Annotated in this window: 14 protein-coding genes; all 14 read left to right on the top strand. The window is 32.7% G+C overall.

The window, feature by feature from the left end; all coding sequences use genetic code 11:
- Positions 1–32 precede the first annotated feature (32 nt).
- The 14 genes from E0W69_RS06730 to E0W69_RS06665 all read left to right on the top strand — a co-directional run bounded on the left by E0W69_RS06730 (position 33) and on the right by E0W69_RS06665 (position 20,225).
- A complete protein-coding gene (locus E0W69_RS06730; protein WP_131329255.1) occupies positions 33–593 on the top strand; it encodes a K(+)-transporting ATPase subunit C in 561 nt (186 codons plus the stop codon).
- Between the two features lie 72 nt (positions 594–665).
- Entirely contained in the window at positions 666–2,042 is a 1,377-nt protein-coding gene (locus tag E0W69_RS06725) for an outer membrane beta-barrel protein (protein ID WP_131329254.1), read from the top strand.
- A 35-nt stretch (positions 2,043–2,077) separates the two neighbouring features.
- Entirely contained in the window at positions 2,078–3,211 is a 1,134-nt protein-coding gene (locus E0W69_RS06720) for a sensor protein KdpD (protein ID WP_131329253.1), read from the top strand.
- A gap of 107 nt (positions 3,212–3,318) precedes the next feature.
- Positions 3,319–5,028, top strand: a complete 1,710-nt coding sequence (locus E0W69_RS06715) for a HAMP domain-containing sensor histidine kinase (protein ID WP_131329252.1) — start codon at positions 3,319–3,321, stop codon at positions 5,026–5,028.
- A 225-nt stretch (positions 5,029–5,253) separates the two neighbouring features.
- Positions 5,254–5,859, top strand: a complete 606-nt coding sequence (locus E0W69_RS06710) for an RNA polymerase sigma factor (protein ID WP_131329251.1) — start codon at positions 5,254–5,256, stop codon at positions 5,857–5,859.
- Positions 5,860–5,935: 76 nt separating this feature from the next.
- On the top strand, positions 5,936–6,955 hold the full coding sequence (locus tag E0W69_RS06705) for a FecR family protein (protein ID WP_131329250.1): 1,020 nt from the start codon (positions 5,936–5,938) through the stop codon (positions 6,953–6,955).
- Positions 6,956–6,969: 14 nt separating this feature from the next.
- Complete coding sequence (locus E0W69_RS06700) at positions 6,970–10,620, top strand: SusC/RagA family TonB-linked outer membrane protein (RefSeq protein ID WP_131329249.1); 3,651 nt, start codon at positions 6,970–6,972, stop codon at positions 10,618–10,620.
- A 3-nt stretch (positions 10,621–10,623) separates the two neighbouring features.
- Positions 10,624–12,048: a RagB/SusD family nutrient uptake outer membrane protein gene (locus E0W69_RS06695; RefSeq protein ID WP_131329248.1), complete on the top strand. Its 1,425-nt coding sequence runs from the start codon at positions 10,624–10,626 to the stop codon at positions 12,046–12,048.
- 18 nt (positions 12,049–12,066) lie between these two features.
- Complete coding sequence (locus E0W69_RS06690; RefSeq protein ID WP_131329247.1) at positions 12,067–14,049, top strand: TlpA family protein disulfide reductase; 1,983 nt, start codon at positions 12,067–12,069, stop codon at positions 14,047–14,049.
- Positions 14,049–15,134 carry an alpha/beta hydrolase family protein gene (locus tag E0W69_RS06685; RefSeq protein WP_131329246.1) on the top strand — a complete coding sequence of 362 codons (1,086 nt, stop codon included), beginning with the start codon at positions 14,049–14,051 and terminating at the stop codon, positions 15,132–15,134. Before E0W69_RS06690 ends, E0W69_RS06685 begins: the two co-directional genes overlap by 1 nt.
- Before the next feature lie 25 nt (positions 15,135–15,159).
- On the top strand, positions 15,160–16,398 hold the full coding sequence (locus E0W69_RS06680; RefSeq protein ID WP_131329245.1) for a retroviral-like aspartic protease family protein: 1,239 nt from the start codon (positions 15,160–15,162) through the stop codon (positions 16,396–16,398).
- A 498-nt stretch (positions 16,399–16,896) separates the two neighbouring features.
- Complete coding sequence (locus E0W69_RS06675) at positions 16,897–17,535, top strand: porin family protein (protein ID WP_131329244.1); 639 nt, start codon at positions 16,897–16,899, stop codon at positions 17,533–17,535.
- Positions 17,536–17,807: 272 nt separating this feature from the next.
- A complete protein-coding gene (locus E0W69_RS06670) occupies positions 17,808–19,142 on the top strand; it encodes a TolC family protein (RefSeq protein WP_131329243.1) in 1,335 nt (444 codons plus the stop codon).
- A 21-nt stretch (positions 19,143–19,163) separates the two neighbouring features.
- On the top strand, positions 19,164–20,225 hold the full coding sequence (locus tag E0W69_RS06665) for an efflux RND transporter periplasmic adaptor subunit (RefSeq protein WP_131329242.1): 1,062 nt from the start codon (positions 19,164–19,166) through the stop codon (positions 20,223–20,225).
- Positions 20,226–20,228 lie beyond the last annotated feature (3 nt).

Raw genomic sequence — 20,228 nt, 5'->3', positions numbered from 1 at the left:
CTCATCTATCATTTCACAAAAAATATTAAAATATGAAAAAAAATATTCTTCCAGCAATTAGATTAACCATTATTTGCGCCATTGTTTTCGTGGCGGGTTATAGTGCTTTGGTTTTCGGAGCAGCAAAATTGGCTCCTGGAAAAGGAAATGGACAAACTATCACAGTGAATGGTCATAAATATTACACCAATATTGGACAAAAATTCACAGAAGATAAATACTTCAATTCTCGTCCGTCAGCTGTAGACTATAATGCGGCAGGCTCTGCTGGTAGTAACAAAGGTCCTACTAATCCTGAATATCTAGCTACGGTTAAAGTAAGAGTAGAGACTTTTCTAGTGCATAATCCGAGTGTAAAAATAACGGAAATACCTTCTGATATAGTAACGGCAAGTGGAAGTGGACTAGATCCCGATATTTCTATTCAAGGTGCTACTATACAAGTAGCAAGAATCTCAAAAGTTAGAAACTTACCCGAAGAAAAAGTAATGAATTTAATTCATGAAAATATCGAAAAACCATTTCTTGGCTTATTCGGAACTGAAAAAATTAATGTATTGAAACTTAATATTGCTTTAGATAATTTAAAATAACAAATACTCAAAATTACTGCTTGTGGTAATTGTCTACCAATTACACACACTTTTAAAAAATTAAATTTTATTATGTTGAAACATTTTATTGCAGGCGCTGTCTGCATGGGGGCTTGTATTGCAGTTCATGCGCAATCCGATTCCATTCACCGAACTGAAAATTATCCAACTTTTGATTCTAGTCGAGTTTTGCCATCTCCATTGCCTGTTCCACCATTTCCTAGTAGTGATTATCCTTATGGAGAGCCGCTTGTTGGGATGCCAGAGGATGCAGCGGACGGCTTTTTACAAAAAGCCTTAGGAACGGCAAATAATAAAAGTCGGATCAAAATATATGGTTGGATAGATCCTTCCGTAACATTTGGAACTTCTAAAAAAACAAATATTCCTATGTCATACGCCATTCAGCCAAATTCTTTACAATTAAGTCAGGCTGTTTTACGTATCGAACGTGAACCAAATACAGTCCAGACAGATCATTTTGACTGGGGGTTTAGATTGAGCAATGTATATGGTATGGATTATAGATATACCGTTGCAAAAGGCTGGTTCAGTAATAATTATTTCGATAAAAATAGACAATATGGTTATGATCCGGTGGAAGCTTATGGAATGTTGTATTTTCCTAAAATTGCAAAGGGTACTATAGTGAAAATCGGGCGTTTTATATCTCCGGTAGATATTGAAGCGCAGTTGGCTGTAAACAACTATTTATATACACATTCGGTTATGTTTTCATACGATCCATATACCTTCACGGGTGTGCAAGCCAATTTCAAACTATCAAAAAGAGTGCAATTGGTGGCGGGCATACATGGCGGAAGCGATATGGCTGCTTGGGACAAATCTGCACAGTTGAATGGACAACTATTACTCCGTTGGGTCTCTGAAAATAACAATAATTCCTTATGGGGCGGTATCAACTCTTTGGGTAGTGGAAAATATAAAAACTATCATGACAATAAACAACATATTGCTATTACATGGAGCCATCGCTTTGATAGTACCTTTCACATGATGACGGAGGCATATTATCAATGGCAGCGAGATGCATATACGGGTGGTTCTCCTAGTTTCGGTCCTATTCGTTATGATGCAGGTGGTGGTCCTGGCGCATTTATTCCGGGTGTCAGCAGACAGATTGGTTTTGTCAACTATACACAAATGTTACTTTCACCAAAAGCCTTTTTATCATTAAGAAATGATTTTTTCGAAGATCCTCAAGGGGAACAAACGGGTGTAAAAACAAGTTATTTTAGTCATACATTTGGACTTAATTATTTTTTTACAAAATGGATTCAGATAAGGCCAGAAATACGATATGATTGGAATTCGACTTTTAGTTTGATTGGGGAGGACTATGTAAAAACAAAACCTTATGATGCAAACAGCAGTGATCCAAAAGGTCATCAATTCACATTTTCAATGGACATGATAGTTAGATTCTAGTCTTCTTATAGTCAAAACAATTTGAAATAACAACCATGATAGCAGAGCCTCATAGTGCAGCTTATTTTTTAGACTTAATCCAAAAATCTAGGCGTGGAAAATTTAAAATCTACATCGGCATGAGTGCTGGTGTAGGTAAGACTTTCCGTATGTTACAAGAAGCACATGCACTCTTGCGAAATAGTATTGATGTACAAGTGGGTTATGTGGAAACGCATAACCGAATGGAAACAGCGGCTTTGTTAAATGGGTTGCCCGTGATTCCTCGGAGAACTATTTTTTACAAAGGAAAAGAATTGGAAGAGCTGAACTTGCAAGCCGTACTGAATTTGCGTCCTGAAATTGTATTGGTGGATGAGCTGGCGCATACGAACATAGAGGGTAGTAAAAATGAAAAACGTTGGCAAGATATAATGGAAATTTTGGATTCGGGTATCAATGTTATCAGTGCGCTGAATATCCAACATATCGAAAGTCTAAACGAGGAAATAAAAAAAATTACACATATCGAAGTGCAAGAGCGTGTACCTGATAAGGTAATTGCGATGGCAGATGATGTGGTGAATATTGACCTTCCAGCTGACGAATTAATTACACGTCTTAAAGAAGGCAAAATCTATCCACAAGACAAGATACAAACGGCTTTGCAGAATTTTTTTCAAAGTGATCATATTTTGCAATTGCGTGAATTAGCTTTGAAGGAAGTAGCAGTGCACGTGACGCATAAGGTGGATAAAGAAGTGCTGCGCCAAAATCAATTTAGACAAGAACGTTTTTTGATTTGTATCAGTAGTAATGAAAAAATAGCACGAAATCTCATTCGAAAAGGCGCTCGTTTTGCTAGTTATTATAGTGCGGATTGGTTTGTTTTGTATGTAGAAACGCCAAAAGAAAGTCAAGATAAAATTGCCTTGGATAAACAACGTCACTTAATCAACAACTATAAATTGGCTACAGAACTAGGTGCTAATGTCGTTAGGGAAAAAAGCGCCAGCGTAGCAGATGCGATTTTGAAACAAGTCGATTTAAACAAGATTACGACGGTTTGTATGGGAAAACCGCATTTGAATATTTTAAAAATAATATTGGCTACCAGTATTTTTAATAAAATCTTACGTCAACTGTCTAAAATGCATGTAGATTTGGTAATACTTTCGGAAGATAAATAGGAGTGAGATGTAAGAAGTGAAATGTGAAAAGTAAAACGCATATCAAGTGTTGGTAAGTAATGAAACATTTCATATTTCACAGACAACATCTTACAAAATAATAAACTATGAAGATAAAAGTCAAATTAACCGTCTGGGTCGGACTATTGTTTGCGATGATTGTCGCTTTATCCGTCCTATCGACTATATATATCAATCGACTAAAGGATGATACTGGAAATATTTTAGTATCTAACTATAATTCTTTGGAATATAGTCGAAATATGCTGGATGCACTAGATAAAATACATAAAGACAGTTCGTTAGGAACCAAACAATTTATCCACTTTATCAATCTTCAACGTAAGAATATCACAGAGAAAGGTGAAAATTATTATTCGGATAATATTTCCCAATTTACTCCAGACATAGTTAAAAATGAATGGCAGATTCGAAAAGATATTTATGCAATCATGAATGTAAATATGAAAGCAATTACTAGAAAAAGCGAATTAGCACAACATACAGCCAATGAAGCTACGACTATAATTATTTTTACAGGCACACTTTGTTTCGTGATTGCCTTTACTTTATTGTTCAATCTTCCGAGTAACATTGCCAATCCTATCAAAGAATTGACGACAAGTATTCAGCAGATTGCGGCACACAATTATGAAGAACGCGTACATTTTGAACAACATAATGAGTTTGGTATTTTGGCTAAATCCTTTAATGCGATGGCGATGAAACTAGAGGAATATTCCAATAGTTCAGTTTCCAAATTATTGATAGAAAAGAAAAGAATTGAAACATTAATTAACAAAATGCAAGATCCAGTAATCGGTATGGATCAAGACTATAAGATATTATTTGCCAATGAAAAAGCATTGCAAGTCACTGGTTTGCATAGAGAAAATCTAATTGGAGCAAATGTGCAGAATATCGCTATGACAAACGATTTATTGCGGACGCTTGTAAAGGATTTATTTCAAGAAAAAGAAAAAATTGCGAAAATAGAACCTATTAAAATTTTCTTTGAAGGAAAAGAATCATATTTTGAAAAAGAAACTATTTCCATTGACATTCTTCCTACAGGAGAAAAGGAAATCAAAAAAGCAGGATATTTTGTATTACTGAGAAATATTACGCCATTCAAAGAACTAGATTTGGCTAAAACAAACTTCATTGCCAATGTCTCTCATGAATTGAAAACGCCGATTGCATCTATAAAAATGGGAACGGACTTACTATTGAGTGAACCGAATCAAACCGAAAACGAACAATCTTTGATAAAAGGTATCAATGAAGATGCGGATCGACTACTAAAAATTACTGGCGAACTATTAAATCTCACACAAGCAGAAAGTGGCAACATCCAAATACGAAAATCTAATTATGCCTTGGATGAAATTTTGGAATATGCTTTGGATACCGTTAGAGTAGCTGCAAAACAACGAAACATAACATTGATTAATAATACAGTTCCTCATCAGAGTGTTTCAGCGGACAAAGACAAAACAATCTGGGTAATAACTAATTTATTGACCAATGCCATTCGTTACTCTCCAGAAAATTCTGAAATTAAACTCAACACATCGAATGACAATGACAAACTAAAAATTGAGATTTCTGATGAAGGTCAGGGTATAGAAAGCAAATATCAACAACGCATTTTTGAACGGTATTTTAAAATTCCAGGAAATACCAATAGTGGTACAGGCTTAGGTCTGAGCATTTGCAAAGAATTCATGGAAGCGCAAGGTGGTTCGATAGAAGTAAGAAATAATGAATCGGGTATTGGGAGTACATTTGAGTTAGTGTTCCCCAAAATGTATTAACTTAATAGTTTAAATCTTTTTGGTTTATTAATAAGTTATTGTTGTAGTAAGCCTCATATATTTAATGCGGTTAAGAATTGAACATAAAAAGTTAAATTTTAAAACTTATAATTTAATGAGAAATAACACATATATACTAATTTAAAAGAAGTTTGTCTCTTATTTTACTAAATACTTAATTTTGTGTGATATTCGTGAAAATGTAAACTCGGAGAAAATAATTTTTTGGAGACAACTATTGATATTACAAAAACTTGGTATTCCTTTAAAGAAGGTAATAGCGAGGCATTTGCATCCTTGTATAATCATTTTTATCCTCAAATATTTGAATACGGAATAAGAAAAGGATATTCTAACGAAAATATCTCGAACGCGATCCAAGATTTATTTTTACATCTATGGGAAACGCGGAAAAAATTACCCATTCCAGAAAAACCGTTATTTTATTTATTCAGAAGTTTTTCTAATCATTTGATAAATATTCAAAATTCCAAACAAGGAAAAATCAATTATGTCAATGAAGAAATATTTTTATTGAAATATGATGCGACTTCTGAGATGGACAATTTGTTTAAAGATGAGCAAAACATTCAAATTAAAAAAGTAATTCAGGAATTGAACGAGTTGCCTGCAAAGCAAAAGGAATTTATTTTTTTAAAATATTTTGCAGAATTGGAATATGATGAAATAGCTGAGTTAATGAATATCACGACACGTGCAGTCTACAAATTAAACTATCGAGCACTTGATTCATTAAAAGAAAAACTCTCCACAAACAAAGAAAATCTACTTGCACTATTTATTTTAATGAAAACTCTGTATAAATTTTAATATTATAATAAAAAATATATAAAATTATTTGGGTCATTTTTAATATTAATTTTGTCTTATTTATGTGGGACAAAATATGGAGAAATATTATCAATATTCATTTGAAGAGTTTTGCGATGATACATACTTTTTACGATTCGTGAAAGGTGAGGATATTAAATGCAATAATGATTGGGAAAATTGGGTAACAACTACGCCATCAAACATAGATGCCTTTAAAAATGCAAAACTATATCTAGAACAAGTCATTCATCCAATTTCAATAGATATTGACTATCAATTACAAGAAGATAATTTTAAAATAATAGAGTCTAAAATTAGAGGAACACAAAAAAGAAATCGACGTAAAGCTGTTATCTATTCCATAGTTTCACTAGCGGCAATTATTACAGGCTTACTTATCGGACTTCGATGGTATTTGAATGATTTGATAACCATTCAAACCTCATATGGAGAGACAACTATGATTACATTGCCTGATAGTACACATATTGAGTTAAATAGTAATACAAAGTTATCCTATCATCGCTCATGGAAATGGACTAACAAGCGTGAAGTTTGGATCAATGGGGAAGCATATCTTAGCGTAAATCACATCAATAAAAATCCGAAAGAAATCTTACCAAAAGAACGTTTTAAAGTATTTGCAGGGACCTCAACTATAGAAGTTTTGGGTACTGAATTTAATGTCCGAAACCGCAATCAAAATACTTTAGTATCATTAATTAAAGGACATATTTTATTCAGTGATATTCGGTTCAAAAACAAATCAATTGAACTACAGCCTGGTGACAACGCTATAGCCAATAGCAATAAAATAGATCAAATACCAAAGGATAAGATAAAATCAGTCCCGCAAGCTTGGACAAAAAAAGAAATTATTTCCCAAGGATTAACTATAGAAAATATTATCAATTACTATGAAGAGCTTTATGGCAAAAAGATTATAGTAAGTGATCTTAATATATTAAATAAAAAAATTGATGGATCAATCTCGTTAAATAATCCATCTATAGCACTTTACACAATAGCCAATCTTCTAAATGCAGATGTGACTATAAAAGGAAATGACATTTACTTAACTATTAACTATTAATTTTTACTGCAAGAATGGACAAAACAATTCTTAGAAAGCTCTCAAAAGCAGCTTTCATTGCACTACTCATGTGTAGCCATCCAGCTATGCACACTTCTTTATTTGCACAGGAGCAAAATGATGGTAAGATTCCTTTGTCTCAAGCGGTTGAGACAATTGAAAAAAAATATGGTTACCATTTCGTTTACGAACATAATCTTTTGAAAGGAAAAACCATTTCAACCACCGCATTAAAAGGACGTTCTCCACAAGAGATTTTAAAAAATGTCTTGTACCCAAACAATCTTATTTTTTTATACATAGATGAAAATTCCTATGTAATCCAAAAAAGAACAGGAGAAATTAAGCGGATAGAAAAAGAAACTCCTCAAAAAGAAAATAAACAAGAAAGTACCACAAATAATGGGACTAGACCAATTGGAGGAATAGTTACAGATAATGATGGTACTCCATTGCAATATGTCAATGTATTTAATAAGTCAAAAAATATAGGCACACAGTCTGCAGAAAATGGAAAATTCTTTTTATCAGGAATGAGTGATGGCGATTCTATTGTTTTTAATATAATAGGATACAAACAAAAAATAATTACATTACAAAAAAGCACTAATTATATTGATCTTGAATTGTCTCCGATTGCAGCAAATTTAAATGAAGTAAGTGTTGTAAGTAATGGTTTACAAAACCTACCCAAAGAGAGAGCTACAGGAGCATATTCAGTAGTTACGGCCAAGGATTTAGAAAAAATACCAACAAACAATGTAATACAAAGATTAGAAGGTTTAGTTCCTGGACTAAAAGTCAATGTTTTAGCAGGAGATAGGAGCTTTACTTATGCAGGAGGGCTACAAATTGGACCAAACTCTGGAACGAGAAGTGTAGGCACTAATGACTACTCTGCAACTATACGAGGCACCAGTACAGTAAGTAGCGTATCTGAAAGTTCTCCATTAGTAGTTGTTGACGGCGCAATTGCCGATATCGATATCTCAGAAATAAATCCCAATGACATCGACAATATTACCTTTTTAAAAGATGCCGCTGCCGCATCTATTTGGGGTGTCAGAGCCGCAAATGGAGTATTTGTAATAACGACTAAAAAAGGAAAATCTAGCTCCCCTAAAATTAATGCATCAGTTAATTATATGATTGCCAACAGAGCGAAACTTTCTTATATGAAATTGATGAATTCCTCTCAAATGCTAGATTATGAAAAAGAATTAGTTGATAGAGGTTTAATTAATCAATACAATTTTAGTCCTATTAATTATTACTCCTCTTATTACCCTCAATATGGAGCTAAAATTGCATATGATCTAAAAACTGGAGCTATAAATCAAGCCACTTATGACCAACAAGTAGATTCTTTAAGCAAAATAAATAGCTTAGATCAAGAACAAAAATATTTGATGCAACCTGCTTCAAGTCAAAGTTATAATTTGTCTATATCTGGAGGTACAGAAAAATCGAGTTATTTCTATTCTGCATCATATAGTAAAGAATTGCCTAATTTCAAAAGAAATATAGGGCAAAGACTTACTGTAACGCTGAATAATTCATGGAAATTACTCAATTGGGCAACCCTTTCTACAAATATTAGAGGTGCATTTTTTAAAGTGAATTTAAATTCATTTACATTTCCTACTTTATTCAGACCTGGACAATCTACCTTGATGCCTTATCAACTGCTTAAGGATCCTAACGGAAATAATACGCATTACAATAGGGTTAATCCAGCTTATGCGCAAGCACTTCAGGCAACATCCAGTAAATATCAAGATTGGACTTATAGTTATTTAGATGAATTAAATAATAACGATAATACCCAGTCGTCAAATAATTATACAGTAAATATTAATTTAAAAATGCCGATTTATAGGGGCTTGAGTGGCAATGTATTATATACAAATGAAAGGCAATATATGAACTCTAATATTTATTATAATCCCCAAACATATTACTATAGAAACTTTTACAATTCAACCTATAACCCAACTGCAGGTAGTCAGCAATTTGATTTCATAAACGGTGGTGGTATCTTGACGCCAAGTAATACACAACTAAACAATTATGCCCTAAGAGGTCAGTTGGCATATGATGGTAACCTTGGTCAAGATCATCAATTAAATATAATAGCTGGTTCTGAAATTCGACAAACTAGAACACTCTATAGCACATCTACATTATACGACTATAACCCAATTTCAGGTTTTTCACAAGCAGTAAGTTATGCGGCCAATTCTTATATAAATGCGATGGGCTATGCAACAAGTTTAGGCGGAGCTCCAACCTATCAAAATATTCAAAGGCGATATCTTTCTTATTTTTCCAATGGTTCCTATACCTACAGAAATAAATATACCTTATCAGCAAGTGTAAGATATGATGACTATAATAATTTTGGATTGGATAAAAAATATAGAGCAACTCCATTATGGTCATCCGGTTTAAAGTGGGATGTATATAAAGAGCATTTTATGGAAAATATAAAATGGATAGACATGCTCTCTGTACGTGGTACTTTTGGTGTAAATGGTAATATTTCTACTACATTGTATCCTTATACTAATATTGGATTAGGTTCAGATTATACTACAAATTTATCTTCCGCTACTATTACCGCACTGGCAAATCCTCAACTTAGATGGGAAAAAACTTATGTTACTAACGTAGGAATTGATTTTAGTATACTAAAACATTTAATTACTGGAGGTATCGATTTGTATACTAAAAATGGGAGAGACTTACTTTATTCTTTTCCAATTAATTCCGCATATGCAGGAACCATTGGAGGTAATTTATTAACAAGAAATGCAGCCTCCATGAATGGAAAAGGGGTGGATGTTCATTTAAATTTTAATATAATTGATAGAAATGATTGGAATTGGAGTACTGGGTTGATATTATCTTATAATACTAATAAGATCGTAGATAACAAGTTTGATACTTCAAATGTAACGCCATCCTACATCAACTACTCTCCAGCTTATATAACTAATGTAAAAGGGTATGCAACTGATATGATATTTGCTTTTAAGAATGCAGGTTTGGATGCGAATGGGCAAACATTAGTATATAATAATGCTGGTGCAAAAGTACCTTATAGCTCATCACTTTCCTTTAAAGATTTAGTTGCAATAGGAAGACGAAATGCGCCTTATTTTGGCAGTTGGAATTCTACATTGAGATATAAATCGTTAAGCTTATATATTCTCGCAACGTATCAATTTGGTGGTCATTTTATAAGACCTGTTACAAGTAACTATATTACTGCATATTATAATTTAAATTATGACGATAATGGTATGATTGCTCAAAGATGGAAGCAAAGTGGAGATGAAGATAAAACAAATGTTCCTGGATTAAATGGTACTGCAACGGCAATACAATATAGCTTAGTTAGATATCAAAACTCCGATATCAATATTCTTTCTTCTGATTATATAAGATTGAGAGAGGTTTCTCTATCCTATCAAATTCCGACAACTTTAATTCCACGCAAAATTATCAACAGTACTAGTTTTACATTTGCAGTTAGAAATTTGGGATTGCTATGGAGGGCTAACAAATTCGGATATGATCCAGATTTCGTTGCTACACCAGGCACAGCTAATAGTCTACCTGCAGCAACTTCATATAATTTCTCACTGAATTTAAATTTTTAAGTAATGAAATTCTCTTCTAATATAAAATCCGCAATTACGATACTTACAATCATCATGGCAATGCTTGGTTGTAGTAAGTATACAGATATCAAAACGCAAGGACATCTTATTCCTGGATCATTTCAAAATTATAGATACTTATTAAATGGATCCTCTTTTATAAATTCTGGTTCTACATTAATTGATTACGCTTCAGATGATGTTTATTATATTGATAGTTCGTCCCAACTAAAATCATGGATAAGTGCCGGAGACTATTATGCTTATGCATTAAATAGCTATAAATGGTCTGATGTAATCTATCCATTAAACGGAAATTATTATCAAGACCAAGTCTGGAATAATATATACAATGTCATCACATATGCGAATGTGGTCATTACAGAAGTTCCATCAGTAACAGATTCTTCCGAAAATGCGAAACAAGAGTTAATTGCTGAAGCAAAAGTACATAGAGCCGATGCCTATTTTAATTTGGTCCAAATGTATGGAAAGCCATATGGTAATACATCTGCTACTGACCCTGGCGTACCTTTAGTATTGACAGAAACAACCACTCAATCTTTAGTTAGAGCAAGTGTTTCAAATGTTTACAATCAAATTATACAAGATTTAAAAGAGGCCATTCCCTTTCTCCCCAAAACCCAAAATCTGACGATATTACCAACAACGGCATCAGCATTTGGCGAGTTGGCGAGAACTTATTTGTATATGGGACAACTAGATTCTTCTAATTTGTATGCAGACTCTGCTTTATCAATTAATAGTCATTTGATTGATTTAAGTATCATTGATACGGTAAATGCATCAACCTACCCAATAAGGATTAATAATCCTGAACTATTATTAGGGAAAGGCATTGCTTATTATAATATTTCTGCATATTCTCCATATGCCATGCGTTTGAGTTCTAGTATTTTGAACGAATTAGGGCGCAAAGATTTAAGATATAAATACTTTACCTTAGGTGCATCGACAATTTTGTATGATAATACGGATACTGTGAGTCGTTTCTTTGCATTAGACAGAGCAATTGGGGAGAGTAGAAACACAGGACCAAGTGTTCCCGAAATGATACTTATTAAAGCTGAATATAATGCTCGTAACAATAATCCGAGCGAAGCAATGAATTGGGTAAATAAATTGCGTATCAAAAGATTCAAATCTGCGGATTATAGTCCATTGACTGCAACTGACGCAGCTACAGCTCTTAAAATTGTAATAGAAGAGAGAGATCGTGAATTCTTTTGTAGAAGTATAAGATGGTGGGATATGCGAAGATTAAAAGATGATCCTAATTTTTCAGAAACATTAACCAGAACAGTTAATGGAGTTAGCTACACTTTAACTCCGACAAGTAATAGATATGTATTTCCGATATCCGGATACAATATTCAATTAAATCCAGAAATAGTTCCAAATCCGTAAATTAAATTAGTTTTTATAATGAAAAAGAAAGCAACAATTTTCTTATCATCCCTTCTTGCTGGTACTACATTAATGGCACAAGAGCAAGATTCTCCAAGATTTAAAACGAAAGAAACTCTCGTAGTAGCTGGGTCTGAATTACCATTTACCTACATTATCCCATCTACTATTGATAAAACAAATAAGAGTAACCATTTAAAAATGTTTGTATTTGATACAACTTATCATTGGTTTTCACAGAATATCATTGGGAAAAAAGTTAACGATTCTACAATCAATGGCGCGATTAAAGTTCCATTGAATGCAGGAGCTATGTTTTTTGCATTTGCCGATTCTATTGGTAATATTTTGGATAACAACAATGATGACGGATATTTCGCATGGGTTAAAACTCCAATTGGAACACGTGCCGCCGGTGCAGAAGCGGGTTATGGATTAGGAAGAAGCCCTCAATACGGTTGGGAAATTCCGAACTATTTCCAAAATTTTAGTATTAGTGATACTGCAACCTATATGTGGTTGAGCAACGAGATTTTACGTCATCATGGATCGGCTGCAACATTAGTAATGCCTTACACTAAAGCCATATACGCATATAAAAAAGAGGCTAGTTATAATGAATTAAAGAGAGCTATTAGCTTTTTAACGAAAGCTCCGCTTACCGACGAACATTTGATGAAGGCTAGAATTATTTCAGATAATTATTTAAAAGATTCTTTACTGAGTGATAGTATTGCCCAATTAGAGACGGTTCATTTTCCGAATGGTTATCTTAGTAAGTGGGAAGCATATAAAAAAATTAGAAGTATATACAAACCTCAAGAAGTAGAAATAGCGTATACTGATTTTTTGAAAAAATATCCTTCTAACGAAACGAATAAAGATTTAGATAAAATTCTAGGAATTGAATATGGCAGTCTTTATCGAAAATTAGGAATGGTCTATATAGCACAGCAAAAAATCAATAGCGCCTTGAATTTATTGCCAAATGAGCCATTTATAAACATTCCAGAATTATTCTACAAAATCGTCGAAATTCCATATGCTGATTGGAAAACGATGCCCGCTGACACTGCTTATATTTATGCCAAGCCGCTCATGGATCGTTGGAATTATTTTATTAAAAATAAGCCAGCAGAATATTGGTATTTGACGGATGATGAGTGGAAAAACACAACGGACCAATATGGCAAACGTAATTATATTATTTACGCTGATATTTTAATGAATAAAAATAATTGGGAAGAGGCCAAATTATATGCAGCTAAGGCTCAATATTGTTATCAATATAAAAATGCAGAGTTGAATGAATTACAAGCTAAAATATTTGCTCATTTCAAAGAAGAAAAAAATCTAGATATTCTACTTGCTAATAGTGTAAAGCTTAATCAAGCGACTACAGAAATTATTAGTATGATGAAAGATAAATATGTAGCAAAACATGGATCTGAAAAAGGATTTGATGCTTATTTTGAATCTTTAAAAGATGCCAAAACGCTTGAATTAATTAAAGAGGAAGTTAAGAAGTCTTCTGTAAATATTCCTGCGTATAACTTTACTATGAAAGATCAATTGGGCAAAGAGATTACGTTGGAAGGCTTGAAAGGAAAAACTGTAGTATTAGATTTTTGGGCTACTTGGTGTGCTCCTTGTAAAGCTTCCTTTCCAGGAATGAACCTTGCGAAAGAATATTTCAAAAATGATAAAAATGTTGTTTTTTTCTTTGTAGATACGCAAGAACGTATTGACGATTATGTCGCTAAAACTGTTGCCTATGTAAAGTCAAAAGGATTTGATTTCCATATTCTATATGATAAAAATGGCGATGTGTATACACAATATGCCAAAGCGATTCATACTTCCGGAATTCCATTTAAAATCATTATTGACAAAGAAGGGAATATTCGCAATTCTAATGTAGGTTATAAAGGTAGCCCAACAGGGTTACGAGATGAAATGATAGATATGGTAAAATTGGCACAACAAGGAGGTACTAAATAATGAAGAAACCTTATATTGTAAGTTGTATTTTAATGACTATATTTTCTTGGAGTATTCTTGGAAATATATATGCACAAAGTACAGATAGTATACGTGTAAAATTTATCAATTCCCACCAAACTATACAGTTTGGTGGGACGCTATCTTATCCACAAAATACAAAAGCTAAAGTGCCTGCCATTATTATTGTATCTGGTACAGGACCACAGGATAGAGATGGCAATATGGGAGGTACGCCTATGTTCAAACTTTTAGCGAATCTTTTAAACAAAAATGGCTATGCCGTTTTGAGAGTTGACGATCGTGGTGTTGGTGAGACTACTGGAAAATATGATAGTGCTACAACGAAGGATTTTGCAGAAGATGCCTTAACCGCATTACATTTTTTACAAAAGCAAAAAAATATCAATCCAAATAAAATAGGACTACTAGGACATAGTGAAGGAGGACTGGCAATAGCTATTGCCGCAAATGAATCTAAAGATGTTAAATTTTTGATTAGTATTTCAGGTATTGCATCTAATGGGTTAGATGCTTTATTAGATCAAAATGATGCAATAGTTGATAAAGCACCTATACCAATAACAGACAAGAAGAGATATAATGAAATCAATAAATTGATGTTTGTTACAGCTTATCACAATGCAAATTCAACGAATATGGCAGAGAAGTTGGACTCAACTTATTCATTTTGGAAAACAAATGATGATGCTTATGTAAAAAGTTTAGGAATTGAATATGATCATTTTAGATTTCCAATATACATGTATGTACATCAAGCAACAGGACCTTGGTATCGCTACTTTGTTAGAATAAATGCAGAGAAAATAATTAGTAATGTCAAAGTTCCCGTTTTAGCACTTAATGGAGATAAAGATCCAATGGTAGTTCCAAGTAATCTATTACATTGGAAAGATTATGCTGCAGAAGGAGGTAATCATAATGTATCTACACATTTGATACATGGCGTAAATCATTTGTATTTACCCGAATCATCAGTTAAGAATCCCTCAAAAATACAACCAAGCGCTTTTAATACAGAGGCTTCTGATATTATCGCGCAATGGTTAAAATCATTAAAGTAATTATAGTTTGAATAAATTAAAGTTCATGATACTGTTGGGTTTGCCAATTTTAGGGCAAGCCCAATTTTCTAATAAGCAAGAGCGCATCAAGGAAATAGTGCAATTGATCAATCAAAAAGATGCGGCAGGATTATCCAATCTTATGAATGAGAATAGTCGATTAGGTGATTTTCCTTATCCTGGTAATAATGTTCGATTTTTAGACGCTGTTTTATTTCAATATCCAACAATTTCTGAGTATAAAATACAATCGGAGAATCTTATCGGAAATCAAAATGATAGTATAGTCTTATCCGCGAAATATTCGAATGGTAAGACTACATACCCTTCTATAGTTTTCGACAAAAATGGAAAAATAATTCAACTCAATATTATCAAGCAACCAGAAAATTGGGATGCCGAAAAAGCCTATCAATCGGTATGGGAAAGATCAAAGATAGAATCCACTAATGCAATCTCCATGATTCGCTTAAATGGATTAATCTATTTGTCTGCTATTTTAAATGGCATAAATGGATATTTTATGTTAGATTCTGGAGCTCCATTTATTATTTTAAATAAAAGATTTGCAGATAGTTCTGGTACTACGGCAATTAAAATGGAACTAAGAGGCGTCGGTGGAAAAAGCCCACAACCTATTAAAAGTGTAAAAAATCAACTTATTATAGGTAATCTTCATTTGGATAACCTAGATCTTCCTGCAATGAATATGGAATCCAATAGCACTTGGGAAGATTCTACTTTTTTTGGACTAATAGGACAAGCATTTTTAAATAATTATGCTTCGGAATTTGATTTTAAAAACAATAAGTTAGTACTACATTCATTAGAAGCGTATAGCAATTATCATGAAAAGAAAATGAAAGATTCTATTTCTTTTAAAATGGTCAGACATATTCCAATTATCCGAACTATTATTAATAATCAAAGTTTTAATTTTGGACTAGACTGTGGAGCCAACGCAAATGTCGTAAATAACAGTTTTGTAGATAACATTGGGGCGCAATTTGAATTTGATAATAAAGACGTTGCTATTAATGAGGTAGCACAAACACAACAGAAAAATCAAACTGGTTATATAAAGAAAATGCAAATTGGAAATAAGATTCTTTTGCCTCAATATAGTGTAGTAAGTGATGCGAGTCTTGGTTATGGTTTAAATTCTAAAAATAACGAAGTCTCGGGGTTATTAGGAATTCCATTTTTAGAACAATTTCATTTTATAATAAACTATAAATCTAAAAATATTCAAATATTAAAATAATTTCTTTAAATAGATGGAATAGGCGAATTTCAGAAGGAGTATTCAAATTGCTCAATAAAGACATAGTCTAATTTTTGCAACAGATAATTCCTTTTTCTTAAATTTAGCTGAGATAAAACGTTCCAGATAGGTTAGAGTAGTATAATAATTTTTCATAGTCCCATGGGCTTGCAAATGAATATTGTTCTCATTGTGATTTTATTACATTCAACACAATTAAAATATTTTGACTTACAAACTACAAATTACCTGATAATGTATAATCGTAATGGATTAAAAGCTATTATTGGCCAATAATAACCTATTTACTCCAAAATAAGTTATCTAAAGAAGGACTATTTGTTAGGGTAAAAATTGCTAAATTTAATAAAATAAGCTAAATAAGGACAATATTAACAACTATAGACCTTTTCAGCTTCTTTCTATCAAAATAATTTTGCATCATTAATCACAAAACAAATTTGATAAGAAACACTATCAAATAAAAAATCGTCATTTATGAAAAAAATTATTTTCTCTACAGCTATTTTCTTTGTAATTAGCCAAATAAACAACCAAGCAAAGTCACAAAGTTTAGTACAAACTATCAAAGAAAAATTAACTTTTGGTATTAAAGCAGACGGTAACTATTCTAACTTTATTGTAAAGGATAATAATGCACTCAAAAGTAAGATGGGGCCAGGCGGAAGATTTGGAGCATCTCTGCGTTTTGATATATCCAATCATTTTGCCATCCAAGAAGATATCCTTTTTGCATATTATACCACAGATATAGAAAGAAACAATATCAAAGATAAATTTGAATTTATGGGTATGGATGTTCCCATCTATTTTATGGGACAATGGAAAAATGCAACAAATGGTCGGTTGTTTGCGGGAGCAGGGCCTTATGTCTCTATGGGAATAAAGGGTAAATTTAAAAATGAAAACCTAGATGTATTTAAAAAATATGACGATCAAAAGTCAGAAATGAATAGGATTGTTGCGGGTGGTGCTGCTATATTAGGTTATGAATTAAGTAATGGTATTCAATTCAATGTTTCTTATCGTTATGGTATGAATATGATTAATAAAGATAAAAACAACTATAAACTATCGCCAAAATCAATCTCTGTTGGATTGGGTTATAATTTTTAAGTCTTTTATTAAATTAAATAGTCTTCTGATGGATAATAAAATATTCAGTTGAGGACTATTTCCTATTTATATGCTAATTGGTAATGTAAAGTGGACTATATATTACTTGAAACGGACGAATTATTTATTGAGCCGTTAAACTATTGAAACGATTCTGTTTTATGAGAATAAAACTTGATACGTTTCAGTATAATATTTGAACGCTTCAGCATATTTTAGCTTGTTTATCATCTGCCACTTTTTCATTTTTGCCTACTCAAACAAATTTATAGATGAGACTCATTTGGTTATTTCTAATCTTTCACTTTCCTATTTATATATATGCGCAGTCTGATACTTCCAATTGGGATTTAAAGCGTTGTATCTCTTTTGGATTACAAAATAATCGTAATCGAACAATTTACTATAACAAAAAACAAGAGGCGGATGCTAAGGCGCAAGAGTTATTGGCTGGATATTTACCTTCCGTTAGTTTGAATGGTTCTTTAGATGATAATCTCAAACTTCAAGAGACCGTCATTCCTGCAGGAGCATTTTCTCCAACGGACATAAAGATAGCTATGTCGAAGCAATTTGCAATGAACACAACGGCTCAATTGGATCAGACTATTTTTGACAAAAGCCTTTTGGTCGGCTTAAAAGCTAACAAGTTAAACAAACAACAAGCAGACTTAAATGTACGATTGAGTGAAGAAACGATTATATATAATATCTCCAAATCTTATTACCAGATTAAGGTTTACAGAGAACAACTATACCTATTAAATTCTAATTTAGAAAATTATATAAAGCAGGTAGATATTAGTCAACTTCAAGTAAATAAAGGCGTTTTACTACAAAAAGAATTAGATAAAGTCTCCGTAGATAGAAACAATACTATTTCAAAAATTAGAGTGGCGCAGAGTAATTTAGAATTATCGATCAATCAATTGAAATATGATATGGGTTATCCATTTGATGATACAATTTCCTTGGATACTACAACAGAAATCGTTGGTGTAATAGGGAAAACCGCATCCAATGTTTCTGACACTCCCTCATTTTTTTTACAAAACATAACGGACTATAAAATCGATGAGATTACGATGAAGGCAGACAAGATTAATGCTGAGAAAATAAAAGCACAAATGTATCCAAAACTTACTGCCTATGCTAAATATGGAACCGTAGGTTTTGGAGATTATTTGGGTCAAACATTCCAAGGAACATCTCCATTTGCAGGAGTGGGATTGAAATTGTCTTTTCCTATTTTGGATTTTTATAAACGCAATGCTCAATACAAACAAGCGAAGTTTCAAAGTATGAACTCCATGGAGCAACTCAAGCTTAATGCGGACAAATATCGATTAGACTACAAAAATGCGTATAATAAAATGGATCAGGAGCAAGGTAACGTCATTATGGACAAAAATAATATTCAATTAGCGGAGTCCGTACTTGCTACTACAAATCTTCAATATCAAAAGGGTGTGACAGATATGACAGATTGGATCAATGCACAAAATTCACTTAAAGAAGCTCAGACCAATTACCTCAATTCCCTATACAATTATTTGATGGCGAAAGTAGATATGGAAAAATCTGCAGGCACTTTAATAAAAAACTAAACGCGTAAATAATATATCTAAATGAAACGAAAAATTATTTTCATCGTGCTGATACTTCTAGTGGTAGTGGCGATCGTATTCAAACTTAGTAAAAATAAGAAAATTATTGATGCTAAAAATACTTTGGTAAACAATAAAGACCTTACTGTTCCTGTAAAAGTAGATACTGTTCAACTACAAGATTTCAATTCGGAAATGCTTAAAACGGGTAACGTATTACCATTTAAAGAAGCTAAAATTTTGGCATTAGGTAAAAGTGGTACAATAAAAAAAATGTTTATCCAATTGGGTAGTCATGTTTCTGCTGGACAAAAGGTGGCAGTTTTAGATAACAAATTAATGGTGTTGGATTTACAAAAAGCAGAATATCACGAAAAAAAATTGAAAGAAGACTTACAAACCTATACTGAATTATTAGCGGGTAAGGCTGCAACACAAGAAAAAGTTAATACTATTCGCCAAGACTATGAAGATGCATTGAATGAAGTGTATCAGGCGCGTAAGAATATCAATGATGCAAATATTACAGCTCCTACATCGGGCATTATTTCAGAAAAATCGGTGGAGGATGGTATGTATGTCGCGAGTGGAGGGGAAATAGCTACGATTGTCAATCTTTCTCGTATAAAATTAAATGTTCGGCTTACCGAGTCGGAAGTATATAAAATAGCCAAAGGTGACCTTGTTATCGTTACGGCTGATGTTTATCCTGGAAAGCGTTTTAATGGTGTAGTTGATTTTATTAATCCCCAAGCCGACGAAATGCACAACTATAATGCTGAAATACTGTTAGACGGTTCTACAACAGACTTGTTCCGTTCAGGCACATTTGTATATGTTCATTTTAATAACAAACCAATGTTAAACGTAATGGCAATACCACGTACATCGCTTACGGAAAGTATCCAAAATCCATTTGTTTATATAGTTCGCAATGGAAAAGTGCATTTGCAAAAAATAACCACGAATGGTGAAGTTAACGGTAAACTCATTGTTACCAGCGGTTTGCAAGTGGGTGACATTGTTGTGACCTCTGGTCAAATCAATTTGCGCGAAGGTGCGCTAGTTAAAATCTCAAAGTAAAAA

This window comes from Rhizosphaericola mali, assembly GCF_004337365.2.
GTDB lineage: Bacteria > Bacteroidota > Bacteroidia > Chitinophagales > Chitinophagaceae > Rhizosphaericola > Rhizosphaericola mali.
The sequence above is the reverse complement of the archived record's forward strand: the minus strand, read 5'-3'. Positions and strand labels throughout refer to the sequence as shown.